General features: G+C 66.6%; 21 protein-coding genes. 8 read left to right on the forward strand and 13 right to left on the reverse strand.

Going from position 1 to position 24687, the window contains the following annotated elements; genetic code table 11:
- Nucleotides 1–5 precede the first annotated feature (5 nt).
- Entirely contained in the window at nucleotides 6–524 is a 519-nt protein-coding gene (locus ACTG4X_RS06690) for a cupin domain-containing protein (protein ID WP_093173030.1), read from the reverse strand.
- Nucleotides 521–1924 (reverse strand): UDP-N-acetylmuramate:L-alanyl-gamma-D-glutamyl-meso-diaminopimelate ligase, encoded by a 1404-nt coding sequence (gene mpl, locus ACTG4X_RS06695; protein ID WP_097200123.1) that lies wholly within the window; start codon nucleotides 1922–1924, stop codon nucleotides 521–523. Before mpl ends, ACTG4X_RS06690 begins: the two co-directional genes overlap by 4 nt.
- 111 nt (nucleotides 1925–2035) lie before the next feature.
- Here mpl and ACTG4X_RS06700 point away from each other — a divergent pair, with 111 nt between their 5' ends.
- The 7 genes from ACTG4X_RS06700 (at nucleotide 2036) to ACTG4X_RS06730 (ending at nucleotide 8401) form a co-directional block, all read left to right on the forward strand.
- Nucleotides 2036–2632 carry a hypothetical protein gene (locus tag ACTG4X_RS06700; RefSeq protein ID WP_093173026.1) on the forward strand — a complete coding sequence of 199 codons (597 nt, stop codon included), beginning with the start codon at nucleotides 2036–2038 and terminating at the stop codon, nucleotides 2630–2632.
- Nucleotides 2633–3184, forward strand: a complete 552-nt coding sequence (locus tag ACTG4X_RS06705; RefSeq protein ID WP_258351206.1) for a TlpA family protein disulfide reductase — start codon at nucleotides 2633–2635, stop codon at nucleotides 3182–3184.
- A gap of 100 nt (nucleotides 3185–3284) precedes the next feature.
- Nucleotides 3285–3752 (forward strand): acetyl-CoA carboxylase biotin carboxyl carrier protein, encoded by a 468-nt coding sequence (gene accB, locus ACTG4X_RS06710; protein WP_440533493.1) that lies wholly within the window; start codon nucleotides 3285–3287, stop codon nucleotides 3750–3752.
- Between the two features lie 2 nt (nucleotides 3753–3754).
- A complete protein-coding gene (accC, locus tag ACTG4X_RS06715; protein WP_081270245.1) occupies nucleotides 3755–5104 on the forward strand; it encodes an acetyl-CoA carboxylase biotin carboxylase subunit in 1350 nt (449 codons plus the stop codon).
- A 14-nt stretch (nucleotides 5105–5118) separates the two neighbouring features.
- The gene (gene prmA, locus ACTG4X_RS06720; protein ID WP_093056388.1) at nucleotides 5119–6009 is read left to right on the forward strand and encodes a 50S ribosomal protein L11 methyltransferase; all 891 of its coding nucleotides are present in this window, start codon (nucleotides 5119–5121) and stop codon (nucleotides 6007–6009) included.
- A gap of 52 nt (nucleotides 6010–6061) precedes the next feature.
- Complete coding sequence (locus ACTG4X_RS06725) at nucleotides 6062–7435, forward strand: zinc-ribbon and DUF3426 domain-containing protein (protein ID WP_440533494.1); 1374 nt, start codon at nucleotides 6062–6064, stop codon at nucleotides 7433–7435.
- A gap of 63 nt (nucleotides 7436–7498) precedes the next feature.
- A complete protein-coding gene (locus ACTG4X_RS06730; RefSeq protein WP_093056209.1) occupies nucleotides 7499–8401 on the forward strand; it encodes a carbohydrate kinase family protein in 903 nt (300 codons plus the stop codon).
- An 81-nt stretch (nucleotides 8402–8482) separates the two neighbouring features.
- Here the strand turns inward: ACTG4X_RS06730 and ACTG4X_RS06735 are convergent, their stop codons facing one another.
- The 8 genes from ACTG4X_RS06735 to ACTG4X_RS06770 form a co-directional block, all read right to left on the reverse strand.
- Complete coding sequence (locus tag ACTG4X_RS06735) at nucleotides 8483–8992, reverse strand: histone H1-like DNA-binding protein (protein WP_019656794.1); 510 nt, start codon at nucleotides 8990–8992, stop codon at nucleotides 8483–8485.
- Nucleotides 8993–9188: 196 nt separating this feature from the next.
- Nucleotides 9189–10418: a ribonucleotide-diphosphate reductase subunit beta gene (locus ACTG4X_RS06740; protein WP_097200119.1), complete on the reverse strand. Its 1230-nt coding sequence runs from the start codon at nucleotides 10416–10418 to the stop codon at nucleotides 9189–9191.
- A gap of 192 nt (nucleotides 10419–10610) precedes the next feature.
- A complete protein-coding gene (locus ACTG4X_RS06745; protein ID WP_097200118.1) occupies nucleotides 10611–13526 on the reverse strand; it encodes a ribonucleoside-diphosphate reductase subunit alpha in 2916 nt (971 codons plus the stop codon).
- Nucleotides 13527–13876: 350 nt separating this feature from the next.
- Nucleotides 13877–14476: a 1,6-anhydro-N-acetylmuramyl-L-alanine amidase AmpD gene (ampD, locus tag ACTG4X_RS06750; RefSeq protein WP_097200117.1), complete on the reverse strand. Its 600-nt coding sequence runs from the start codon at nucleotides 14474–14476 to the stop codon at nucleotides 13877–13879.
- Nucleotides 14463–16019, reverse strand: a complete 1557-nt coding sequence (locus tag ACTG4X_RS06755) for a sigma-54-dependent transcriptional regulator (RefSeq protein WP_097200116.1) — start codon at nucleotides 16017–16019, stop codon at nucleotides 14463–14465. Before ACTG4X_RS06755 ends, ampD begins: the two co-directional genes overlap by 14 nt.
- A 4-nt stretch (nucleotides 16020–16023) precedes the next feature.
- Nucleotides 16024–17721, reverse strand: coding sequence for a two-component system sensor histidine kinase NtrB (locus ACTG4X_RS06760; RefSeq protein WP_093078639.1), 1698 nt, complete (start codon nucleotides 17719–17721; stop codon nucleotides 16024–16026).
- The gene (locus ACTG4X_RS06765) at nucleotides 17718–17978 is read right to left on the reverse strand and encodes a PP0621 family protein (protein WP_097200115.1); all 261 of its coding nucleotides are present in this window, start codon (nucleotides 17976–17978) and stop codon (nucleotides 17718–17720) included. The genes ACTG4X_RS06760 and ACTG4X_RS06765 overlap by 4 nt, the downstream gene beginning before the upstream one ends.
- Nucleotide 17979: 1 nt before the next feature.
- Nucleotides 17980–18792, reverse strand: coding sequence for a cytochrome C assembly family protein (locus tag ACTG4X_RS06770; RefSeq protein WP_097200114.1), 813 nt, complete (start codon nucleotides 18790–18792; stop codon nucleotides 17980–17982).
- A 114-nt stretch (nucleotides 18793–18906) separates the two neighbouring features.
- Between ACTG4X_RS06770 and ffh the strand changes: the two genes are divergently transcribed.
- Nucleotides 18907–20295 (forward strand): signal recognition particle protein, encoded by a 1389-nt coding sequence (ffh, locus tag ACTG4X_RS06775; protein ID WP_097200113.1) that lies wholly within the window; start codon nucleotides 18907–18909, stop codon nucleotides 20293–20295.
- Nucleotides 20296–20360: 65 nt separating this feature from the next.
- Here the strand turns inward: ffh and ACTG4X_RS06780 are convergent, their stop codons facing one another.
- The 3 genes from ACTG4X_RS06780 to mdoH form a co-directional block, all read right to left on the reverse strand.
- Nucleotides 20361–21500, reverse strand: a complete 1140-nt coding sequence (locus ACTG4X_RS06780; protein WP_097200112.1) for an AAA family ATPase — start codon at nucleotides 21498–21500, stop codon at nucleotides 20361–20363.
- Nucleotides 21497–22396, reverse strand: coding sequence for an RNA ligase family protein (locus tag ACTG4X_RS06785; protein WP_097200111.1), 900 nt, complete (start codon nucleotides 22394–22396; stop codon nucleotides 21497–21499). Before ACTG4X_RS06785 ends, ACTG4X_RS06780 begins: the two co-directional genes overlap by 4 nt.
- A 277-nt stretch (nucleotides 22397–22673) precedes the next feature.
- A complete protein-coding gene (gene mdoH, locus ACTG4X_RS06790) occupies nucleotides 22674–24683 on the reverse strand; it encodes a glucans biosynthesis glucosyltransferase MdoH (RefSeq protein ID WP_097200110.1) in 2010 nt (669 codons plus the stop codon).
- Nucleotides 24684–24687 lie beyond the last annotated feature (4 nt).

Genomic DNA, 24687 nt, shown 5'->3' on the forward strand with positions numbered 1-24687 from the left:
CCGGGTTAGAGCATCCTGGCCAGGTCAGGCCAATGGTGCCGCATCGACGCAGCTTCGTCGCTGTCGGGCGGCACCATCGAAAAGTCGGCGAAATCGAAGCCCGGCCCGACCATGCAGGCGACCAGTGTGTAGTCGCCTGAACTGTGGCCCTGGATCGGCCGGGCCGCTTGCCATTGGCCGGCGGGCACCACATGCTGGGGACGCGTGCCGTGCGCATCGACCGGGCCCAGCCGCACATGGGCCGGCGCCGTGCGCATTGCGGCGTCGCAGGTCCACAGCGTGAGCGGTACGCCTTCCAGATGCACCCAGACTTCGTCGGACAGCACCCGGTGCCAGCGCGAATGCTGGCTCGCTTCGAGCAAAAAGTAGATGCTGGTCAGCGCGCTGCGCGGCGCGCGGCCGTCGGTGGGCGTGACGCTCGATGCTGAGCGGAACACCTCGCCGTACCAGCCGCCCTCGGGGTGGGGCTGCAGCTTCAGGGTCTCGATCAGTTCGTGGGCGCGTGTGAGCGGCATGGCGGTCATGATGCCGTCGCCGTGCGCAGCGCCGCAAGCAGTTTGTCGTGCACGCCGCCGAAGCCGCCGTTGCTCATGCAGACGATGTGATCGCCCGGGCGGGCCGCGGCCACGATCTGCTTCACCAGCGGCTCGATGGCCCCGGCCACCTGTGCGCGGTCGCCCATCGGCGCGAGCGCTGCTGCGGCGTCCCAGTCGAGGCCGGCCGTGTGGCAGAACGACAGGTCGGCCGCCTCCAGGCTCCAGGGCAGCTGCGCCGCCATGACGCCCAGCTTCATCGTGTTGCTGCGCGGCTCGAAGGCCGCGAGGATGCGCTCACTTTGCTTGCCAGCGGCATCCAGCTTCTTGCGCAGGCCGTCGAGGGTGGTGCGGATGGCTGTCGGGTGGTGGGCGAAGTCGTCGTAGACCGTGATCGCGCCGCCGACTTGCTCGACCGTGCCGCGCAGCTCCATGCGCCGGCGCACGTTGCGGAAGCTGCCCAGCGCACGGGCTGCCTCGGCCGGCGCCACGCCCACGTGTTCGGCCGCTGCGATGGCGGCCAGCGCGTTCATCTGGTTGTGCAGGCCCGAGAGCTCCCATTCGACTCGGCCCACCACTTCGCCCCGCTGCAGCACGTCGAAGGCGTCGTGCGTGCCGCGCGCCTGCCATTCACCATTCGTGCCGAAGCGCGCGAGTTCGCTCCAGCAGCCTTGGGCCAGCACGCGCTGCAGGCTTTCTTCGGTGGCGTTCACGACCAGCCTCCCCGTGCTCGGCACAGTACGCACGAGGTGATGAAACTGGCGCTCGATAGCGGCAAGATCGTCGAAGATGTCCGCGTGATCGAACTCGAGGTTGTTCAGCACGGCGGTGCGCGGCCGGTAGTGCACGAACTTGCTGCGCTTGTCGAAGAAGGCCGTGTCGTACTCGTCGGCCTCGATCACGAAGGCCGGGCCGTCGCCCAGCCGGGCCGAGACGCCGAAGTCCAGCGGCACGCCGCCCACCAGGAAGCCGGGCGCCTTGCCGCCCTTTTCCAGCACCCAGGCCAGCATCGAGGTGGTCGTCGTCTTGCCGTGCGTGCCGGCCACCGCCAGCACGTGGCGGCCGAGCAGCACATGCTCGGCCAGCCACTGCGGACCGCTGGTGTAGGGCTTGCCGGCGTCGAGGATGGCTTCCATCAGCGGGAACTTGGGGCTCCCGTCGGGCAGCCGCGCGCGGGACACCACGTTGCCGACCACGAACATGTCGGGCGCCAGGGAAAGCTGGTCGGCGCCGAAGCCCTCGATCAGGTCGATGCCGAGGGCGCGCAACTGGTCGCTCATCGGGGGGTACACGCCGGCGTCGCAGCCCGTGACCCGGTGGCCTGCCTCGCGCGCCAGGGCGGCCACGCCACCCATGAACGTGCCGCAGATACCCAGAATATGAATGTGCATCGGTCGATTCTAGGGAAGCGATGTGCCGCGCCCGTGCCTGGGCCGCGTGTTTGTCCCGCGCTTCGTACTGATGTTGATGTGTGGGGCGCGTACTGCGGGCAAAATGCCCTGATGGACACGTCCAAGCGTGAAATTGCCGCCACTGCAGCCCGTCTCGTCGTCGAGGAGGGACTGGAATATGGTCCGGCCAAGCGCCGGGCCTTGCGTGACCTGGGCCTTTCGGCGCGCACCGCTCTGCCCAACAACGACGAGGTCGAGGCCGAGGTGCGCGAGTACATCGAGCTTTTCTGCGCCGACACCCAGCCGCAGGAATTGCATGCATTGCGGCTGCTTGCGCTCGAATGGATGGAGCGCATGGCCGTCTTCCGCCCCCACGTGGGCGGTGCCGTGTGGCACGGAACGGCCACCCGGTTGTCAGACATTTATATTCAGTTGTTTTGCGATGATTCCAAATCGGCCGAAATCGCGCTGATCGATCACCACGTGGACTACGAGCCGCGCATGGTGACCGGCTTTCATGGCGAGCAGGTCGAGGCGCTGAGCGTGCACGCCCCGAGCCGTGCGCTCGGCGAGGAAATCGGCGTGCACCTGCTGGTCTACGACCTCGACGACCTGCGCGGGGCCTTGAAGCCCGACGCGCAGGGGCGCGTGCCCCGTGGCGATCTGCCCGCATTGCGCCGACTGATTGAACGAGAAAAGGACAAGTGAATGACTTCTTCGCCCACCCGACGCGGCATGCTCTATGCCGGCGTGGCGGCAGCGGCTGCGGCCGCCGGGCTCGGCGGCGCATGGTGGAAGGAGCGCAGCAGCAGTGGCGCAGCGGGCGGGGAGATGCTCGACGCGGCCTTCTGGGCCCAGAGCTTCGAGCGCCCGGAGGGCGGTGACCTCGTCCTGTCGAGCCTGCGCGGCAAGCCGCTGCTGCTGAACTTCTGGGCGACGTGGTGCCCGCCCTGCGTTGAAGAAATGCCGATGATCGACGCTTTCTTCCGTGCAAATGGCGTCAACGGCTGGCAAGTGGTTGGATTGGCCATCGATCAACCCAGCGCCGTGCGCAAGTTCCTGCAGCGCACGCCCGTCACCTACCCGACCGGCCTGGCCGGCCTTCAGGGTACGGAGCTGGTCAAGAATCTGGGCAATACGGGTGGCGGTTTGCCCTTCACGCTGGTCCTGAATGCGAACGGCTCCGTGGCCGCCCGTAAAATGGGCAAGCTCGAGACCACCGACCTGGACACTTGGCGACGCGAACTGGTTCATGGTTAGAATCAGTTCCTTACGCTGGCGTTAGACGCCGAACGCCGAAAATCAACGATTTTCGAACAAGTTATGTCCTGAAGACCGGCTCAGCCGGCACTGGAGTCCCATGGATCTGCGCAAACTCAAGACACTGATCGATCTGGTGTCCGAATCGAATATTTCCGAGCTGGAAATCACCGAAACCGAAGGCAAGGTTCGCATCGTGAAGGGCGGCGGCGCCGCTCCGGTGCAGTATGTGCAAACCCTGGCGGCGCCTCAGGCGGCTGCCGCACCGGCCGCAGCCGGCGCTCCCGCGGCACCCGCCGCGGCCAGCGCACCGGCGGCCGAAGCCGCTCCGGCCGGCCATGCGGTGAAGTCGCCCATGGTCGGCACCTTCTACCGTTCGTCCAGCCCGGGCGCTGCTGCGTTCGTCGAGGTTGGCAGCAAGGTCAACGAAGGCGACACCATCTGCATCATCGAAGCGATGAAGATCCTCAACGAAATCGAGGCCGACAAGTCCGGCACGATCACCCAGATCCTCGGCGAAAACGGCCAGGCGGTCGAATACGGACAGCCGCTGTTCATCATCGAGTGACCATGTTCAAGAAGATCCTGGTTGCAAACCGGGGGGAGATTGCCCTCCGGATTCAGCGTGCCTGCAGCGAGCTCGGCATCAAGGCCGTGATGGTGTATTCCGAAGCCGACCGCGACGCGAAGTACATCAAGCTCGCCGAAGAAGCCGTGTGCATCGGCCCGGCCCCCTCGGCGCAGAGCTATCTCAACATGCCGGCGATCATTTCGGCGGCCGAAGTGACCGATGCCGAAGCGATTCACCCCGGCTACGGCTTCCTGAGCGAGAACGCGAACTTCGCCGAACGCGTGGAGCAGAGCGGTTTCCAGTTCATCGGCCCGACGCCTGACAACATCCGCACGATGGGCGACAAGGTGTCGGCCAAGCAGGCCATGATCAAGGCCGGCGTGCCTTGCGTGCCCGGCTCCGAGGGTGAGCTCTCGGACGACGCCGCCACCAACAAGCGCATCGCGCGTGCCATCGGCTACCCGGTCATCATCAAGGCTGCGGGCGGCGGCGGTGGTCGCGGCATGCGCGTGGTGCACACCGAGGCGGCTCTGGTCAATGCGATCCAGATGACCAAGGCGGAAGCCGGCGCGGCCTTCAACAATCCGGCCGTGTACATGGAGAAGTTTCTCCAGAACCCGCGCCACATCGAAATCCAGATCCTCGCGGACAAGCATAAGAACGCGGTTTACCTGGGCGAGCGCGACTGCTCCATGCAGCGCCGCCACCAGAAGGTGATCGAGGAATCGCCCGCGCCGGGCATTCCGCGCAAGCTGATCGAGAAGATCGGCGAGCGCTGTGCGGCCGCCTGCAAGAAGATCAACTACCGCGGTGCCGGCACCTTCGAGTTTCTCTACGAGAACGGCGAGTTCTATTTCATCGAAATGAACACGCGCGTGCAGGTGGAGCACCCGGTGACCGAGTTCACCACCGGCATCGACATCGTCAAGACGCAGATCATGGTCGCGGCCGGCGAAAAGCTGCCGTTCACACAGCGCCAGATCCAGATGCACGGCCACGCCATCGAGTGCCGCATCAATGCCGAAGACGCGTGGAAGTTCACGCCGTCGCCGGGCCGCATCACGATGTGGCACCCGCCGGGTGGTCCGGGCGTTCGCGTCGACTCGCATGCGTACACCAACTACTTCGTGCCGCCGAACTACGACTCCATGATCGGCAAGATCATCGTCTACGGCGACACGCGCGAGCAGGCCATGGCCCGCATGCGCACGGCGCTCAACGAAACCGTGATCGAAGGCATCCAGACCAACATCCCGCTGCACCGCGAGCTGATGGTCGATTCCAAGTTCATGACCGGCGGCACCAACATCCACTACCTCGAAGAGTGGCTGGCGGCGCACAAGCGCTGACCCGGGACGCCGCGATGTTCGAACTCCGCCTGATGGCGCCGGAAGACCGGGTCGAAACGCTCGGTGAAGCGCTCGATGCACTCGATGCATTGAGCGTGTCGGTGGAAGACGCTGACGCGCAGACCGACGCAGAGCAGGCGCTTTTCGGCGAGCCGGGCATGCCGCCGCCGAAGGAGGGCTGGCAGCGTTCGCGCGTGATCGCGCTGTTCCCCGACGAGGCGCTCGCCAAAGAGGCCGCGTCGGTGCTCGCGCTGCAGGACTTCTTCGAAGGCTGCGAGGTGCTCGGCATTGCGCCGGTGCCCGAGCAGGACTGGGTGCGCCTGACGCAATCGCAGTTCGCTCCCGTCGAGATCACGCCCGAGTTCTGGATCGTGCCGACGTGGCATGAGCCACCCGAGCAGGCAAGGCAGGTGATCCGGCTCGATCCGGGCCTGGCCTTCGGCACCGGCACGCATCCCACCACGCGCATGTGCCTGCGGTGGATTGCGACGCAGGGCGACGGCGTGCTGGCCAACCAGCGCGTGCTCGACTACGGCTGCGGCTCCGGCATTCTTGCCATCGGCGCGGCGAAGTTCGGCGCCACCGACATCGACGCTGTCGACATCGACGAAGCCGCGGTCTCGTCGACCCGGCTCAATGCCGAGGCCAACGGTGTCCGGCTGAACGCGGGCCTGCCCGAAGCGGCGAAGGGCCACTACGACACCGTGCTCGCCAACATCCTGGCCACGCCGCTCAAGGTGCTCGCGCCGTTGCTGCGCAGCCATGTGAAGGCGGGCGGATCGCTGGTGATGGCCGGCATCCTCGAGCGCCAGGCCGATGAATTGAAAGAGGCCTACGCGCCGTACGCAACGCTCGAAGTCAGCGACACCGAGGACGGCTGGATCCTCATGACCGCGCGCTGCTGAGCCGCCTTGCGCCCCTCCCGTGGCGAGGGCTCGACCCTACAATCGCCCGGTCATGAGTCTCGTCACGCGCTGCCCCGCCTGCACCACCACCTTCAAGGTGGTGCGCGACCAGCTTCGCATCTCTGATGGCTGGGTGCGCTGCGGCCGATGCAGCCATGTGTTCGACGCCACGCTCGATCTGCACGAGGCGCCCGATGGTGCAGCGCCGCCGGTGCAGGGTGGTGGCTACATGCCGGGGCTGGTCGAGTCCGCCTCGGAGCCCAAGGTCGCGCCCGAACCTCCTGCGCCACCGCCGCCGCTCGAGTTGGAGCCCTCGTCGCCGGCCGAAGATGCGGACTTCTTCGACGACGAGCCCGAGCAGCAACCTCGGCATGCGCCGCCCCCGGAGGCTTCAGCGCCTGCACCGACGCCGGCGTCGCCACCACCACCTCCAGCAGCGCTTGAGTTCTCGCTGTCATTGCCCGAACACGGCATCGTCGCCGACGAGCCATGGTCCGACCTCGACGTCAGCGAACCCGCGTGGAAGCCGCCACCGAGCACGCTGCCGCCGTTCCCGAACATCGACCTGAATCTCGCGTCGCCGCCGCCCGCGCCGCCACCCCCGGCGCCGCCGTTGCCCGTCGCCCCGCGCATCAAGGCGATGCGCGGGCTGATGATCGAGCGAGCGAGCGACGACGGCGCTGAAGGGGAGCGCGAGCAGGAAGAAAAGGACCACGACCAGGTGCAGATGCAGAAGGCGCTGCGCCGCGCCCGCATCAAGTCGGCCAAGATCGCGAGCGCCAAGGCGCGTGAGGAGCGTGCGGCTGCGAAGGCTTCGCCTGTTGTGGTGCAGGCCGAAAGCGAGTCCGACCTTGCGCTCTCCCCGGATTTCGAACTGCCAATAGGGCATCCCTTCGCGGACGACGACGAGCCCTTCGAGAAGGCAACCGGCTTCTGGCAGCGCAAGGGCGTGCGCATCGTGCTGGTCCTGCTGGCGGTGGTTGCCGTGCTGCTGCTCATCCTGCAGGTCATCCGCCACGAGCGCGACGGCATTGCCGCGCGCCAGCCCAATCTGCGGCCCGCCTTGGCGGCACTGTGCCAATACACAGGCTGCGAACTCGCGGCCCTGCGCCAGATCGGCGACATCGTGATCGAAGGCGCGGCCTTCGCGCGCGAGAAGAGCGGGGGCAACGACTACCGCCTGAGCTTCACCCTGCGCAATGGCGCCACCGTGCCGCTCGCGATGCCTGCCGTCGAACTCTCGCTGCTCGACACGCAGGAGCGCGCCGTGGTGCGCCGCGTGCTGTCGCCGGCGGACTACGGTGCACCGACGGTGCTGCAGGCCCGCGCCGACCGCGCGGCCTCGCTGCCACTGACCTTGTCCGCTTCGGAAGCCGCAGCGCTACCGCCGATCGCGGGCTACCGCGTCGAAGCTTTCTATCCCTGAGCGGGGCGCCTGCCTGCACGCGTCCTTTTCTCTTCCATCCACCATTCAACCAACGGCTCAACCATGGCAGCAGTGATTTGCGGGTCCCTCGCGTTCGACACCATCATGACTTTCGAGGGCCGGTTTGCCGACCAGATTCTTCCAGACCAGCTGCACATCCTCAATGTGTCGTTCCTGGTGCCGACGCTACGGCGCGACTTCGGCGGCTGCGCAGGCAACATCGCCTACAGCCTCAATGCGCTGGGCGGCACTGCGCTACCGATGGCCACGCTCGGCAGCGACGGCGCCTCGTACCTCGAGCGCATGCGCTCGCTGGGCATCGACACCGAGTTCGTGCGCCAGCTCGACGACACCTTCACCGCGCAGGCGATGATCATGAGCGACGTCGACAACAACCAGATCACCGCCTTCCACCCCGGCGCGATGCAGCAGGCGCACATCACGAAGGTGGCCGCACGCGACGACATCAAGCTCGGCATCATCGCGCCCGATGGCCGTGACGCCATGCTGCAGCACGCCGAGCAGTTCGCTGCTGCCGGCATTCCGTTCGTGTTCGATCCGGGCCAGGGCTTGCCGATGTTCGACGGCGAGGCGCTGCGCCATTTCGTCGATCTCGCGAGCTGGGTGGTGGTGAACGACTACGAAGGAAAGATGCTGTCGCAGCGCACCGGCTGGAGCCTGGCCGAGATCTCGAAGCGCGTGCGCGGCCTGGTGGTCACGCTGGCGGCCGAGGGCTGCGAGATCTGGACCGACGGCGAGCGCGAGCACGTGCCGGGCGTGGTGGCCACCGAAGTGGTCGAGCCCACGGGCTGCGGCGACGCATGGCGTGGCGCGCTGCTGTTCGGTCTGGAAAAGGGCTGGCCGCTGGCGCAGTGCGCAGCGCTGGGCAACAAGGTCGGTGCGATCAAGATCGCGCAGCGTGGCCCGCAGAACTACGAGATCGACCGCAAGGCCCTGGGCCTCTGATCTTCTTCCCGCAGAAGCGCCAATAAAAAAGCCCGACACCGCGAGGTGCCGGGCTTTGCGCCTTCAAGGCCGCTGAGAAACTCAGGGCTTGCTGGCCGTGGGGAACGGCCAGGCTGCCTGGGGATTCAGCGTCGTTTGCGCCGCAGGGGCAGGCGCTACGGCTGCGGCCTTGGCGGGCGCAGCAGCCTTGGGAGCCTTCTTCGCAGCAGGCTTTTTGGCAGCAGGCTTTTTCGCGGCTTTCTTGGCCGCAGCCTTTTTCGCAGGCGCCTTCTTGGCAGCAGCCTTCTTCGCAGGCGCCTTCTTGGCGGCGGCCTTCTTTGCCGGCGCCTTCTTGGCAGCAGCCTTCTTCGCAGGCGCCTTCTTCGCTACGGCCTTCTTCGCAGGAGCCTTCTTGGCAGCGGCCTTCTTGGCCGGTGCTGCCTTCTTGGCGGCTACCTTCTTCGCAGGAGCCTTCTTGGCAGCGACCTTCTTGGCCGGTGCCTTCTTGGCGGCTACCTTCTTTGCCGGAGCCTTCTTAGCGGCCACAGCCTTCTTTGCCGGAGCCTTCTTTGCAGCGGCTTTCTTAGCCGGCGCTTTCTTTGCAGTTGCCATTTCTATTTCTCCTTGATCAAGTTGAAAAAATCAACCTATTGAAGCACTCCACGCACGTTGGGTAGCGTGAAGCGATTCATGGCGTTGAGATCTGAGCCCCAGCACCATGAACACCTGAGCCCCAGTCCATGCCGCGCTCTTTGGCGCGATCGGTGGCAAGGGCAATTCTTGAATTCATTAATTCTTGTCGAAAGATTCAATCCCAGGAGAGCGCACCACCCGACTGGTACTCGATCACGCGGGTTTCGAAAAAGTTGCGCTCTTTCTTCAGGTCAATCATTTCGCTCATCCAGGGGAACGGATTTTCTTCGTTCGGGAAGAGCGTTTCGAGGCCGATCTGCTGTGCACGCCGGTTGGCGATGTAGCGCAGGTAGCCCTTGAACATGGAGGCGTTCATGCCGAGCACGCCACGTGGCATGGTGTCTTCGGCGTATTTGTATTCGAGCTCGACGGCGCGCATGAAGAGCGCCTTGATCTCGGCCTTGAACTCGGAGGTCCAGAGGCCGGGGTTCTCGAGCTTGAGCTGGTTGATCAGGTCGATGCCGAAGTTGCAGTGCATCGACTCGTCGCGCAGGATGTACTGGTACTGCTCGGCGGCGCCGGTCATCTTGTTCTGGCGGCCCAGCGCGAGGATCTGCGTGAAGCCGACGTAGAAGAACAGGCCTTCCATCAGGCAGGCGAACACGATGAGCGACTTGAGCAGCGTCTGGTCGGTCTCGTGGGTGCCGGTCTTGAAGTTCGGGTCGCTGATGGCGTCGATGAACGGGATCAGGAACTGGTCCTTCTCGCGGATCGACGGCACTTCGTTGTAGGCGTTGAAGATCTCGCTCTCGTCCAGGCCGAGCGACTCGACGATGTACTGGTACGCGTGCGTGTGGATCGCTTCCTCGAAGGCCTGGCGCAGCAGGAACTGGCGGCATTCGGGCGCCGTGATGTGGCGATAGGTGCCCAGCACGATGTTGTTGGCGGCCAGCGAGTCGGCGGTCACGAAGAAGCCGAGGTTGCGCTTGACGATGCGGCGCTCGTCTTCGGTCAAGCCGTTCGGGTCTTTCCAGAGCGCGATGTCGCGCGTCATGTTCACTTCCTGCGGCATCCAGTGGTTGGCGCAGGTGGCGAGGTACTTTTCCCACGCCCACTTGTACTTGAACGGCACCAACTGGTTGACGTCGGTCTGGCCGTTGATGATGCGCTTGTCGGAAGCCTTGACGCGCTGGGTGGCAGCAGGCGTTGCTGCTGCGGCGGCGGCAACTGGGCGCACGACCGCGCCGTCATCGAGCGCGCGGAGCGCGGGTTGCGCAATCGACGAAGTCGGAGCGTCCACCGAACGGCCTGCGGGCAAGCCGCTGGTCGATGCGTTGTGGTGCTGCAATCCTTGTTGCATATCCTTTGGTAAGGAGGGCTTGACTTCTTCGTCCCAGGTCAACATAGAAAAATCCAATGCTCAAATTATCGGAGTAACGATGTGAGTTGCAAAGTGCTCGTTCACATCGCACGCCATTTATGTGGTTGTTATGTTGCTCGCATGCATCGCGCGATGTCAGTCAATGCCTTCATTGAGTGAACGTCGCGCGATTTTTTGCATGCACCTCACTGACTCACTGTCGCGAGCATCGACGCGTTATTGGCACGCTTCACAGGTCGGATCGTCCACACCGCAGAACGCGATGTCGGTGGCGGGCATCGCGCTCATCTGTGCCTTCGCTGCAGCAGCGGCGGCTTCGAGTGCGCTCATGCCCGAGGGTGCGTCGTTGCCCGACGACACCGCGTTGAGACGGCCCGATTGCACCGTCGACTTCTCGGCGTGCGTCGCGCTCTGCGTACGCAGGTAGTACGTGGTCTTCAGGCCGCGCAGCCACGCGAGCTTGTAGGTGTCGTCGAGCTTCTTGCCCGATGCGCCGGCCATGTAGATGTTCAGCGACTGCGCCTGGTCGATCCACTTCTGGCGACGCGCGGCGGCTTCGACCAGCCACGTGGTCTCCACTTCGAACGCGGTGGCGTAGAGCGCCTTCACATCCTGCGGCACGCGGTCGATGGGACGCAGCGAACCGTCGAAGTGCTTCAGGTCCATCACCATCACGTCGTCCCACAGGCCCAGGCGCTTCAGGTCGCGCACCAGGTAGTGGTTGATCACGGTGAATTCGCCCGACAGGTTCGACTTGACCGACAGGTTGCCGAAGCAGGGTTCGATCGAAGCGTCCACGCCGATGATGTTCGAGATGGTCGCGGTCGGTGCGATGGCCACGCAGTTCGAATTGCGCATGCCGTCGGCCTTGATCTTCGAGCGCAGCGCGTCCCAGTCGAGGGTGGCCGAGCGGTCGACTTCGACGTAGCCGCCGCGTGCCTTTTCCAGCAGGTCGAGCGAGTCGATCGGCAGGATGCCCTTGTCCCACAGCGAGCCCTTGTAGCTCGAGTACTTGCCGCGTTCGCGCGCCAGGTCGGTCGAGGCCCAGTAGGCGTGGTAGCAGATGGCTTCCATCGACTCGTCGGCGAACTGCACGGCTTCTTGCGAGGCGTACGGAATGCGCAGTTCGTACAGCGCGTCCTGGAAGCCCATCAGGCCCAGGCCGACCGGACGGTGGCGCAGGTTCGAGTCGCGCGCCTTCTTCACGGCGTAGTAGTTGATGTCGATCACGTTGTCGAGCATGCGCATCGCCGTGGAGATCGTCTTCTTCAGCTTTTCCTGGTCGACCTTGCCGTCCTTCAGGTGCTGCAGCAGGTTCACGGAACCCAGGTTGCAGACGGCGGTTTCGGTGTCGCTGGTGTTCAGCGTGATCTCGGTGCAGAGGTTCGACGAGTGCACCACGCCGGCGTGCTGCTGCGGCGAGCGCACGTTGCAGGCGTCCTTGAACGTGATCCAGGGGTGGCCGGTCTCGAACAGCATCGTGAGCATCTTGCGCCACAGGTCGGTCGCCTGGATGGTGCGCGCGGGCTTGATGTCGCCGCGGGCAGCCTTCTCTTCGTAGGCCACGTAGGCCTTCTCGAAGTCGGCGCCGAACAGGTCGTGCAGGTCGGGCACGTTGGAGGGCGAGAACAGCGTCCAGGTGCCCTTTTCCATCACGCGGCGCATGAACAGGTCGGGGATCCAGTTGGCGGTGTTCATGTCGTGCGTACGGCGGCGGTCGTCGCCGGTGTTCTTGCGCAGCTCCAGGAACTCCTCGATGTCGAGGTGCCAGGTTTCGAGGTACGTGCAGACAGCGCCCTTGCGCTTGCCGCCCTGGTTCACGGCCACTGCCGTGTCGTTCACCACCTTCAGGAACGGCACCACGCCCTGCGATTCGCCGTTCGTGCCCTTGATGTGGCTGCCGAGCGCGCGCACGCGGGTCCAGTCGTTGCCCAGGCCGCCGGCGAACTTCGACAGCAGTGCGTTTTCCTTGATCGACTCGTAGATGCCGTCGAGGTCGTCGGGCACCGTGGTCAGGTAGCAGCTCGACAGCTGCGAGCGCAGCGTGCCGGCGTTGAACAGCGTGGGCGTGCTCGACATGAAGTCGAACGACGACAGCACTTCATAGAACTCGATGGCGCGGGCTTCGCGGTCGATTTCGTTCAGCGACAGGCCCATGGCCACGCGCATGAAGAAGGCCTGCGGCAGCTCGATGCGGGTCTTGCGCACGTGCAGGAAGTAGCGGTCGTACAGGGTCTGCAGGCCGAGGTAGTCGAACTGGTTGTCGCGCTCGGCCTTCAGCGCCGCGCCCAGGCGGGGCAGGTCGTACTGCAGCAGCTTTTCGTCGAGCAGGTCGTTGTCCACGCCCTTCTTGATGAACTGCGGGAAGTAGTCGGCGTAGGCGGTGGCGCGCTCGGCCGGCATCACTTCGCGGCCGATGATCTCCTTGAAGATCGTGTGCAGCAGCAGGCGCGCGGTGGCGAAGGTGTAGTCGGGGTCTTTCTCGATCAGCGTGCGGGCCGCCAGGATCGAGGCCTTGTAGACCTCGTCGAGCGGCACGCCGTCGTACAGGTTGCGCATCGTCTCGGCGACGATGGGGGCGGACGTGATGCTGTCGCCCAGGTTTTCGCAGGCCGACTCGATCAGGCCCTTGAGTTCGTTCAGGTCAAGGGTGACGAGCTCGCCGTTGTCCAGCACGTGCAGTGCGGGCGCGACCGGCACGTCTTGCTCGCCCTGCTTCGAGCGCTCCTGCGTGCGGCGTTCGCGGTACAGCACGTAGGCGCGGGCAATTTCATGGTGGCCGCCGCGCATCAGGCCGAGTTCGACCTGGTCTTGCACGTCTTCGATGTGGAAGGTGCCGCCGCCCGGACGCGAGCGCACCAGCGCGCGGATCACGCCCTGCGTGAGCACGTCGACCGTTTCGCGCACGCTGGCCGAAGCCGCGCCCTGGGTGCCGTGCACGGCCAGGAAGGCTTTCATCATCGCGATGGCGATCTTGTTCGGCTCGAAGGGCACGACAGCGCCGTTGCGGCGGATGATCTGGTAGTGGGCCAGGTTCTGGCCGGTGGGGGAGCCAGCAGTGTCTCGCTGCTGCTGCGGTGGCGTCGAGGGAACGGCACGCGGGGTCGATTGGGGGTTCAGGGCAGTTTGCATTCGCTTCCTCTCGGTTGGCAATTCTTGTTGGATGGCGGCGCCTGGGCCGGGCGCTGCGCCGGTGTGGATGACCGGACAGGGGACACTATATCTAGGGTGCGGGGGGTGTACAACCCACTAGATGTAGCGTTTTCCTATGGATACAAGGATTGCCGGTATTACTTCCGCCATAGGACACGGCCAGCGATGCCGCTTGAATACTGGCCTATGGTCTCTCAACCCGCATGGGGCTTGGCTTGCAAGCCGATTTGGGCCTGCAGGCCGCATGGTTGCTGAATCGCGCGGTTGCTATTTTCGCATTGCTGCGCCGCAAGAACGACGCATCACGAGACGCCGCACGATTGAAAAAATTAGCGCTGCACCACCTGCGGCGGAAACATCTGTGGATTCCAGCCGAGCTGTTCGCGCAGCAGGCGCCAGTCGAAGCCCGCGCCCGGATCCTGTTTGCGGCCCGGCGCGATGTGCTCGTGGCCGGCGATGTGCGCGATCGCGTAGTGCTGCGCGATGGCGGCGCACAGGCTCGCGAGCGTCTCGTATTGCGGCTCTTCGAAGGGCTGGCCTTCGAGGCCTTCGAGCTCGATGCCGACGGAGTCGTCGTTGCAGTTGCCGCGGCCGCGCCACGACGACACGCCGGCATGCCAGGCACGGTCGTCGCAGCTCACGAACTGCCAGAGTTCGCCGTTGCGGCGCACGTAGAAATGCGAGGACACCTCGAGCCCGCGGATCGACTGGAAGTAGGGGTGCGCGTCCCAGTCGAGCTGGTTGGTGAACAGCTGCTGCACCGCGTCGCCGCCATATTCGCCGGGCGGCAGGCTGATCGAGTGCAGCACGATGAGGTCGGTCTGCGCGCCCGTGGGGCGGGGCCCGAAGTTCGGCGAGCGCAGCGCCTTCGCGAAGCGGTACCAGCCGGCTTGCCAGAGCCCGCTGTCGTTGGCTTCAGTCGTCGACATGGCTGCTCGCGCCATCGTCGCCGTTGGGCGTGGTGATGCCCAGCCGCGCGATGCGGTAGCGGATCTGGCGCAGGCTCATGCCGAGCCGCGCGGCGGCCGCGGTGCGGTTGAAGCCGCTCTCGTGCAGCGCACGCACGAGGATCTCGCGCTCCTGCTGATCGAGATAGGCCTGCAGGTCGGAGGGCAGCGGCGGCGGCGCGGCCTTGGGCGGCGCCACCGGCACGCTCGGAAGTGGAGCCAGCGCGACAGGCGCGTCGGCGACGGGCGACAGCGGCGCCGGCGCGGACGCCGCGGCTTCGGCCGCAGCGGTGAAGCCGCCCATCAGGTCGAGATGGAGTTCGTCGCCGTCGTTCAACGCCACCGCGCGGTGCAGCAGATTTTCGAGCTCGCGCACGTTGCCGTTCAGCGGATGCTGCGCGAGGCGGCGCAGCAGTTCGTTCGACAGATGCGGCACGGGCAGGCCGCCGTCCTGTGCGATGCGCAAGAGCAGCGCGGCGCACAGCGCGGGCAAGTCCTCACGGCGGTCGCGCAGCGCGGGCACCGCGATCTCGATCACGTTGAGGCGGTAGAAAAGATCCTGGCGGAAGCGGCCGGCCTGCACTTCGGCGTGCAGGTCTTTATGGGTGGCGCTGACGATGCGCACGTCGACAGCTTCTTCCTGCGTCGAGCCGATCGAGCGCACGCTGCGCTCCTGGATCGCGCGCAGCAGCTTCGACTGCATGGCCAGCGGCAGGTCGCCGATTTCGTCGAGAAACAGCGTGCCGCCGCGCGCGGCCTGGAAATAGCCGTCGCGGTCCTGCGAGGAGCCGGTGTACGAGCCCTTGCGCGCGCCGAAGAACTCGGCTTCGAGCAGGTTCTCGGGAATCGCGCCGCAGTTCACCGCGACGAAGGGGCCTTCGCTGCGCTGGCTGCAGGCATGCACCGCGCGCGCAACCAGTTCCTTGCCGGTGCCCGATTCGCCGCGCACCAGCACTGGCGCCATGCCGCGCGCCACCTTGGCGATGCGCGACTTGACGAGGCGCATGGGCTCCGATTCGCCCACGAGGCGGTCGAGCGCGGCGATGCCGGTGCCGGAGGTGACCACCGTTGCGTCGGCGCTGTTGTTGCTTGCGGGTGCCGCCTGCACGGGCTTGGCCACCGGCTGCGGCGCCAGCCGCGCCTGCACGGCGGAAGCCACGACGGCGCGGAACTGCTTCAGGTCGACCGGCTTCGTGAGGTAGTCGAAGGCGCCGGCCTTCAGCGCTTCCACCGCGTTCTCGGCCGAGCCGTAGGCCGTCATCACCACGCATCGCTCGCTGCGCTGGGCCTTCTGGATGCGGTGGATGATCTCCATGCCCTGCCCGTCGGGCAGCCGCATGTCGGTGATCACGGCGTCGAAGCGGCCGGCCTCCAGGTGCTGCCAGGCTTCCGACACGCTGCCCGCTGCCTCGACGCGATAGCCCTCGCGCAGCAGCGTCAATTCATAGAGCGTGCGCAGGTCGGGTTCGTCGTCGATGACCAGGATCTGCGCCGGTCGCTGGGTGGAAGGGGGGGGAGTGCTCACGGCGCTATTGTGTCAGCCGGTTTTCGCTGGGGGCGAAGCTGACGAAGAATTCGTTGCCCTCGGGCCCGCCCGGCACCAGCGCGCGCCGCTCGTAGCCGATGGTGGCGCCATGCCGCCGGCACAGCTCGCGGCACAGGAACAGGCCGAGCCCGCTGGAGCGGCTTTCGGAAGAAAAGAAAGGCTCGAACAGGTGCCGCTGCACCGCCGGCTCCAGCGGCGCACCGTCGCTCCACACCATCAGGCTGGGGCGGTTGGTGCCGCTGCGCTGCAGCGCGGTCAGCACCTGGATCGAGTCTTCGCGCTTGCCGGCGTAGCGCGAGGCGTTGTCCAGCAAGTTCACGATCAGGCGGCGCAGGTGCTCGGCGTCGAAGCGCACCTCGCTGCTGGGCGCATCGAGCGACACCAGCACGCCCTTGCGCTGAGTCTGGCGCACCCATTCCTCGGCCAGCACCTGCACCGCAGGGTCGAGCACGACCTGCTCGCCGAGCGACAGCACGCGTTGCTGGCGGGCACGCGAGACGTCGAGCACGTCGTCCACGATGCGCGCGAGCCGCTGCGCGTTGTGCTGCACCATGCTCGTGAGCTTGCGGTGCGCCGGGTCTGTCAGGTCTTCGTTGAGCAGCGCGCTGGCCTGGGTGATGGCGGCCAGCGGGTTGCGTATTTCATGCGCCACGGCCGCTGACATGCGGCCCATCGCGGCCAGCTTCTCGGTGCGGATGCGGGCTTCGAGTTCGCGCAGGTCCTGCAGGAACATCACGCACAGGCTGTCGATGCGTTTTTCGCTGGTGGGCGTGAGCCGCGTGCGCACGCGCACCTCGCGCGCCGCGCCGCGCACCTGCGCCACCGGGATTTCTTCCGTCTGCGGCGCCCGCCGCGCGAAGGTCTGGCGCGCCAGCGCGGCCAGCGCATGCCAGGCAGGCTGGGCATGCAGCGGGAACGGCAGCGTCAGCTTTGCGAGGCCCTGCCCGAGGATGGCGTCGGCGGCCGGGTTGGCCGCATGCACCAGGCCTTCGGCGTCGATCACCAGCACGCCTTCGCTCAGCGTCTCGATCACCAGGTCGTTGACCTGCGCCTGCATCTGCGCGCTGCTGCGGCTGCGCTGCGCCACGGCTTCCTCGCGCGCCAGCCGGCGGGCCATTTCGTGCGCGAGCAGCGCCACCACGAAGAGACCCGTGCCGGTGAGTGCCGCCTGCACGAAGCGCGGCGAAGAATCGCCCGGCTGCTGCAGCCAGTGCCAGCCCGCGTCCGCCAGCAGCAGCAGCGTGACCGTGGCGGTGGTGCCCAGGCTCACGATCATGGTGCCCAGCACCGCGCTCATGAGCACCGGCAGCGCGAACAGCGGCGTGTAGTTGACGTTGCCGCCCTGCAGCACCTGCAAGGCGGTGAAGGCGGCCAGATCGATGCCGATGGTCAGCAGCCAGAGCGCGGCAAAACCGCGAATCGGCGGCTGCACGCGCGTGTAGCGCATGCCCAGCCAGGTCGCGGCGAGGTAGAGCGCCGAGATGGTGATGGCCACCGGCTGCATCGTCTGCCCGATGACAAAGGCCACGCCCTGCAGCAGCATCAGCACCAGCGCGATGAAGCAGCGTGCGGCCATGAAGCCACGCCAGAGCCGGATCAGCGCCGAGCTTTCACCCGTGCCCTGGTCGAGCACGTCCCAGTCGGTGACCGGCTCGCCGCGCGACCAGAGGGGGGCGCTCATTGGGGCGTTGCGGCTTCGCGGTGCGCGGTGCTGCAATAGACCGCGCCGCCGGGGCCGGCGATGGCATCGGTCGCCGGCAGGTGCAGGCCGCAATGGGCGCAGCGCACCATGGCCTGCGGCGGGCCGGCTGGCGCGGAGGGGCGCTGCTGCGCCTTGGCCGCGCGCTCGCGCATGGCGTCGCGCATTTCTTCGCGGCGGTTCTTGCGCCAGAGCCAGATCGCGACCCAGAGCACCGCGAGGACGAGGAGGTATTTCATTTCAGACGGGAGGACGCGCAAGCACCACTTCGAGCACGAAGCGTGAACCCACGTAGGCCAGCAGCAACAGGGCCGAGCCGGCGTACAGCACGCGGCGCGCAGTGCGGCCGCGCCAGCCGAAGCGGGCCCGGCCGATCAAAAGGATCGCGAAGGTGATCCAGGCAAGCACCGAGAAGATGGTCTTGTGGTCCCACTTCCAGACGCGGCCGGCGGCGCCGTACAGCTGCTCGCTGAACAGCAGGCCAGCCAGCAGCGTGGCCGACAGCAGCACGAAGCCAGCGGTGACGAAGCGAAAGGTGAGCCGTTCGAGCGTGAGCAGCGGCACGCCGCCCTGCGGCTCGGCGGTGGCCAGGCGGATCTGCTTTTCGGCACGGGTGATCAGCCAGGCGTGCACGACAGCGGCTCCGAACAGGCCGTACGAGGCGATGCCCAGCGCCAGATGCAGCGGCAGCCACGGCGAAGCCGTGACGTGCAGCGGCGTACCGGGAAACAGGATGGCCAGCAGCACCGCGGCCGCGCCCAGCCAGGCGAGCGCCCGCCGCACCTTCAATTGGGGATACATGCGGCTTTCGACGGCGTAGACGGTGAGCACCAGCCACGCGGTGACCGACAGGGCGGGTGCGAAACCGAAGCGCGGCTCGCTGCCGATGAGGCCGTGGGCCAGCACGGCGGCATGCAGAATCCATGCAATTCCGAGGCCCCACTGGGCCGCCTGTCGGCTCATTCGGGCACCTGCCGCAGCGACAAATCCGTAGGCAACCGCAGTGGCGATGCCCAGCGCCACGCCGAGCGGGGAGGGGATCGCTAAAATCATCGGCCGGAGTGTACCGGCTCGCCCTTGCGTTCCCCGCGCCCGACTTCAAGTTCTCTCCTCGTCTCCAAGACTTTCCATCCGGCCCGCAGCAGCGGGCAGCAAGGCATTCCGCTCATGGCCACCGCCCTCACAGAAAAGTTCTCCCGCCTCGTCAAGACGATGAGCGGCCAGGCCCGCATCACCGAAAGCAATGTGCAGGACATGCTGCGCGAAGTGCGCATGGCGCTGCTGGAGGCCGACGTGTCGCTGCCCGTGGTGCGCGACTTCGTCGCCCGCGTGAAAGAGAAGTCGCTCGGCCAGGAAGTGCTGGGCTCGCTCAAGCCGGGCCAGGCGCTGGTCGGCATCGTCAATCGGGAACTCGCCGCGACCATGGGCGAGGGCGTGTCCGACATCAACCTCGCGGCCCAGCCGCCGGCGGTGATCCTGATGGCCGGCCTGCAAGGCGCGGGCAAGACCACCACCACCGCCAAGCTCGCCAAGCACCTGATCGAAAAGCGCAAGAAGAAGGTGCTCACGGTGTCGGGCGACGTGTATCGCCCTGCCGCCATCGAGCAGCTCAGGACAGTTACCAAGCAGGCCGGCGCCGAATGGTTCCCGAGCACGCCCGACCAGAAGCCGCTGGACATCGCACGCGCCGCGCTCGACCACGCCAAGCGCCATTACTTCGACGTGCTGCTGGTCGACACGGCCGGCCGCCTTGCCATCGACGAAGTGCTGATGACCGAAATCAAGCAGCTGCATGCGGCGCTCGACCCGGTCGAAACCCTGTTCGTGGTCGATGCCATGCAGGGCCAGGACGCGATCAACACCGCCAAGGCCTTCAAGGAAGCGCTGCCGCTCACCGGCATCATCCTGACCAAGACCGATGGCGACTCGCGCGGCGGTGCGGCGCTGTCGGTGCGCCAGGTCACGGGCGTGCCGATCAAGTTCGCGGGCACCAGCGAGAAGATCGACGGCCTGGAGGTGTTCGACGCCGAGCGCCATGCGGGCCGCATCCTGGGCATGGGCGACATCGTCGCGCTGGTCGAGCAGGTCACGGCCGGCGTCGACGTGGCGGCGGCCCAGAAGCTCGCCGCCAAGGTCAAGAGCGGCGCGGGCTTCGACCTCAACGACTTCCTCGGCCAGCTGCAGCAGATGAAGCAGATGGGCGGCCTCTCCAGCCTGATGGACAAGCTGCCCGCGCAGATGGCCGCCAAGGCCACCGAAGCCGACATGACCCGCGCCGAGCGCGACATCCGCCGCAAGGAGGGCATCATCAACAGCATGACGCCGCTGGAGCGCCGCAAGCCCGAACTGCTGAAGGCCACGCGCAAGCGCCGCATCGCGGCCGGCGCCGGCGTGCAGGTTCAGGAAGTGAACCGCCTGCTCAACGAGTTCGAGCAGATGCAGGGGATGATGAAGAAGATGAAGGGCGCCGGCCTCATGAAGATGATGAAGAAGATGGGCGGCATGAAGGGCATGGGCGGAATGGGTGGCCCCGGCGGCCCCAAGCTGCCGTTCTAGGCAAACGCCTCGCCCCTCCATATATAAGAAGGCCCGCCGATTCGTCCCGGCGGGCCTTTGTGCTTTCAGGTCTGCACGTCGTAGACCGTCTCGTGTGCCTCGGTTGGCGCAGGCAACTCCCAACGATGCAGCATCCGCTCGATGCCCGCGTTCGACAGCGTCGTGTCGCGCTCGCGGTTGCGGCGCATCAGCTCTGCGTGCGGCGCTTCCAGGTACACCAGTTCGATCTGCGCGTGGTAGGCCCACAGCAGGTCGAGCGTCTTGGTGCGCATCTGCTGGCTCAGGTGCGTGGCGTTCCAGACGAAGCGCTCCTGCTTGCGCAGCAACGCCTTCGCCTGATCGACCGCGTGATGTGCCGCGAGCCCGTCGTTCTCGCCGTGCTTCAGGCCCAGTTCGGCGCGTGCATCGTCGAAGGACACAACCGACCAGCCCTTGCGGTGCTGTGCCGCCCAGTGGTTCTTGCCGCTGGCCGGCAGGCCGCACATCACCGTTACCCGCGAGCCCGGCGTCTGGAACAGCGGGTAGTCGGGGCTGGTGTCGGCGCCGCGGAAGTAGGCCAGGCGCGTGTGGGCATCGACCATTTTTCGCGGGCCGTCCCAGCAGCCTTCTTCCTGTGCCAGCTCCTCGAAGAGCGCGATGTCGGCCATGCTGTCCGCGCGCTTCTCGTAGTGGCGGCCGAGCATGTCGCAGCGCGCCACGCAACACAGGTCGGGCAGGCTCAGCTCCCATGAGAGCTTGTGCACCAGCCACTCCGGCCGCACGCCCTTGCGCGAGGCGAAGGCGTGGAACGGCACCTGGTGCACGGCGATGATCCGGCACACGGCCTCGCGCGGCGCAAAAGGCACGCGGGCCTTCCACATCAGCACCCGCACGTCGACCGCGCCGCGGCGCGAGTGGCCGGGCTGGCCGATGCGGCCGCTGGCTTCGTCGATCACCGTGGTGTCGGGCTTGGCGATGTCGTGCAGCAGGCAGGCCATGAACAGCACGAAGCGGCCGTCGGCATCGGCGCGCTGGTAGTGCGCGTCCTGCATCAGCGCGTCGAGCACCATGCGCGTATGGATGCCGACGTTGCCTTCGGCGTGGTAGTACGGGTCTTGCGGCGTCTCTTCGAGGCGCAGCAAGGCCGGCAGCAGGTCGCAGCACTGCGCCCAGTCGGTGCCTTTGCCGGGCGCGGGCACCAGGGCGCGCAGATCGTCGTATGTCATCGCGGCCTCCCTTGGGTGGTGAGTTCGGCGGGGTCGCGCAAGGTGCGCAGCCCCAGGTCTTGCCAGCTCACCGGCGGTGTCGGTGCGTAGAGGTCCACGCCGGGCGTGAGCCGGTTGGGCAGCACCGGCCGGCGGCTGTGGTGCGAGCCCGAGTCGAGGATGGTCTGGACGAAGTCCGGGCGCACCCACTTGTAGCGGCCCGTCACCTGCCCATCCGATTCGGTCTTGAGGTACAGGCCCTCGGCCAGATCGGACAGGTCGGTCTGCTGGCGCACGAGATCGAGCGGCTGGCCTTCGTGCGCCACCGCGTCCTCGAAGGCCGTCTTCCAGTCCGCGCTGCGCGCCAGCGAAGGCCGCACGAGCGCTCGCAGTGCTTTGGCATGGCGCGGCATCTCGCCTTCGTAGAGCACGGGCACCGGCAGCACGGGGCCGCCGGCGAGCAGTGCATGCCGCGCCGGTGTCGAGAGAAAGCGCTGCGCCTGCCGGTCGTAGATGTCGAACTCCAGGAAGAAGGCCGGCAGCCGGTCGTACCAGCAGCTGTGCTTGGCAAAGCACCATTCGCCGTACATCACGTAGCGGTCTTCGAGGCGCTCCAGCAGCGCCGCCTCATGGGCGGCGGCCCAGTGCTTGAACAGGTTGAACTGTCGCTCGCCCGCGCCGCCTGCGAGGTAGTGGCCGCGCGATTGCAGCAGCAGTTCGCCTGCCGAAGTGAACGACACGGCCGCATTGGCACCATCGAGTTTTTCCTCGATGACCACGTGCCGGCCATGCAGTGCCGACAGTGGCGTCTGGCCGTCGTCGGTGTCGCCGGCCTGCAGGCGCGAGCCTTCCAGATGCGCAGTACGCGGGTACTTGAGCAGCGGAATCGATGAAAGAGAAGAAGAGAGAGGGAACACGTTGCTCTCCAGATGGAAATCAGGAAGAACCGACAACGTGCGGGAGCGAAGCTGTAAAGAGTGCAGTCAGCGGAAAGCGCAGCCAGGCGCCCGACTTGACCAGCAATGAAGTGGCGTTGTCGGCGTCAGAGGGTGATGACGGCGAATCGGGGCACTTGGCGCTCCAGGGGATCGAGGGATCCGTGGGTTGAAAAAAAGGAAGGCGCGATTCTAGCCACGCGCCATGAAAAAAGCCGACCCTGAGGCCGGCTTTTCGAGGTGCTGTGTCTTCAGCGCATCAGGCGGTTGCCAGTGCGGGGCGTGCCAGGCGCACCGCATGCATCCATGCCCGGCGCAGCACGGCCGGCGAGCGCGATTCTTCGGGAATCAGCAGGTAGCCGCGGTCGCGCAGCGTGGTGCCCAGCGCGATCTGGCTGGTCAGCACGGTCAGCGGGATCGCCAGCAGCAGCGGCAGGCCAACGGGCATGAGCCAGATCAGAGCGCTCGGGTCGATCATCGCGACGCCGACGGCCAGCATGGCGATCACCAGCGTCATGGGGGCCAGCTGCGAGGCAGCGACCTTCCACGGCACGGCAGCGGCTTCACGCGGGGGCGACTTCCAGTCGAGCTTGATGCCGGTGAGGGCGACCAGCACGAACAGCGAGTGGGCCAGCATGCGGACCGGGGCTTGCACGATGGCAAGGCCGCTTTCCATCACCGAGCTCTTCACCAGGCCCCACGCACCGCCGTACTGGCGTTGCTCACCGCGCATCAGCACGGCAGCGATGCCCAGCACGCGCGGCAGGAACAGCAGGCACAGGGTCCAGACCCACAGGCCGGCCAGTTCGGCGGGCAGCACGCTCCAGCTCGACACGAGGCTCGAGCCGCTCAGCCACAGGGCGGTGCCCAGCGTCAGGAATGCGAGCCACAGCGGAGCCGAGACATAAGCCATGGTGCCGGTCACGAACATCGCGCGGTGCACCGGGTGGATGCCGGGCTCGGCCATCAGGCGGGCGTTCTGCAGGTTGCCCTGGCACCAGCGGCGGTCACGCTGCAGTTCGGCCAGCAGGTCCGGCGGTTGCTGTTCGTAGCTGCCGACCAGGTCGGACACCAGCCACACGTTGTAGCCGGCACGGCGCATCAGCGCAGCTTCGACGAAGTCGTGCGACATGATGCCGCCCGACATGCCGCCGGTGCCCTTGATCGGGGCCAGCGCGCAATGCTTCATGAAGGGCTCGACGCGGATGATGGCGTTGTGGCCCCAGTAGTGCGATTCGCCCAGTTGCCAGAACTGCATGCCCAGCGTGAACAGGCGGCCCGTCACGCGGGAAGCGAATTGCTGTGCACGGGCGTGCAGCGTGACGTGGCCGATGGCCTGCGTCGCGGTCTGGATGATGCCGGCGGTGGGGTTGGCTTCCATCAGCTTGACCATCGAGGTCAGGCAGTCGCCGCTCATCACCGAGTCGGCGTCGAGCACGACCATGTAGCGGTAGTCCTTGCCCCAGCGGCGGCAGAAGTCGGCCACGTTGCCGGCCTTGCGGTGCGTGCGGCGGGTGCGCAGGCGGTAGTACACCTCGACCTGCGGCTGGTTCGGGCTCTCGGCCAGCGCGGCGCGCAGGTCTTCCCAGGCGGCGCGCTCGGCGGCGGCGGTCTCGGGGTTGTAGCTGTCGGACAGCACGAACACGTCGAACTGCTTGGCGTGGCCGGTGGCCGCGACCGATTCGCAGGTGGCGCGCAGGCCTGCGAACACCGTGGCCACGTCCTCGTTGCAGATCGGCATGATGATCGCGGTGCGTGCCTCGGGATTCATCGGGTGGTTGACCACCTGTTTCGCCGAGAGGGCGTGCTTGTCACCGCGCACGGAAACGTAGAAGCCCATGAGCGCGGTCACGAAGCCGGTCACGACCCAGCCCGAAAGCAGGCCGTAGAGACCGATCTGGCCGTATTCGAGCCAGAGGTTGTCGTAGTCGGGTTGCACGCTGGCGAACAGCGACGACGCGATCACGGTGCTCAGCAGCGTGAGCATCATGAAAGCGAAGCGGCGCTGCGCGGCGGCGCGCTGCCAGGGTTGCTTGGCCTGCCGGGCGTCGTGGACGCCGGCTTCGGCATCACGGCCCGCGCCGAGCTTGACCAGCGCGGCGGTGCCGAGGCTGTTCCAGAAACCGCGCCAGGGGCGGGGTGCCATGGAACCGCGGTTGACGGGGGGAGCGGTGACCGAGTTGGGATGGCGTTCTTCGCGAACCGGGCTACGGCGCGAAAAATCGGTATCGGCCAGCACATTCAGTTGGGAGAAGTCGTTCGGCTTCATGTGA

The organism is Variovorax sp. YR566, assembly GCF_051992195.1.
GTDB lineage: Bacteria > Pseudomonadota > Gammaproteobacteria > Burkholderiales > Burkholderiaceae_C > Variovorax.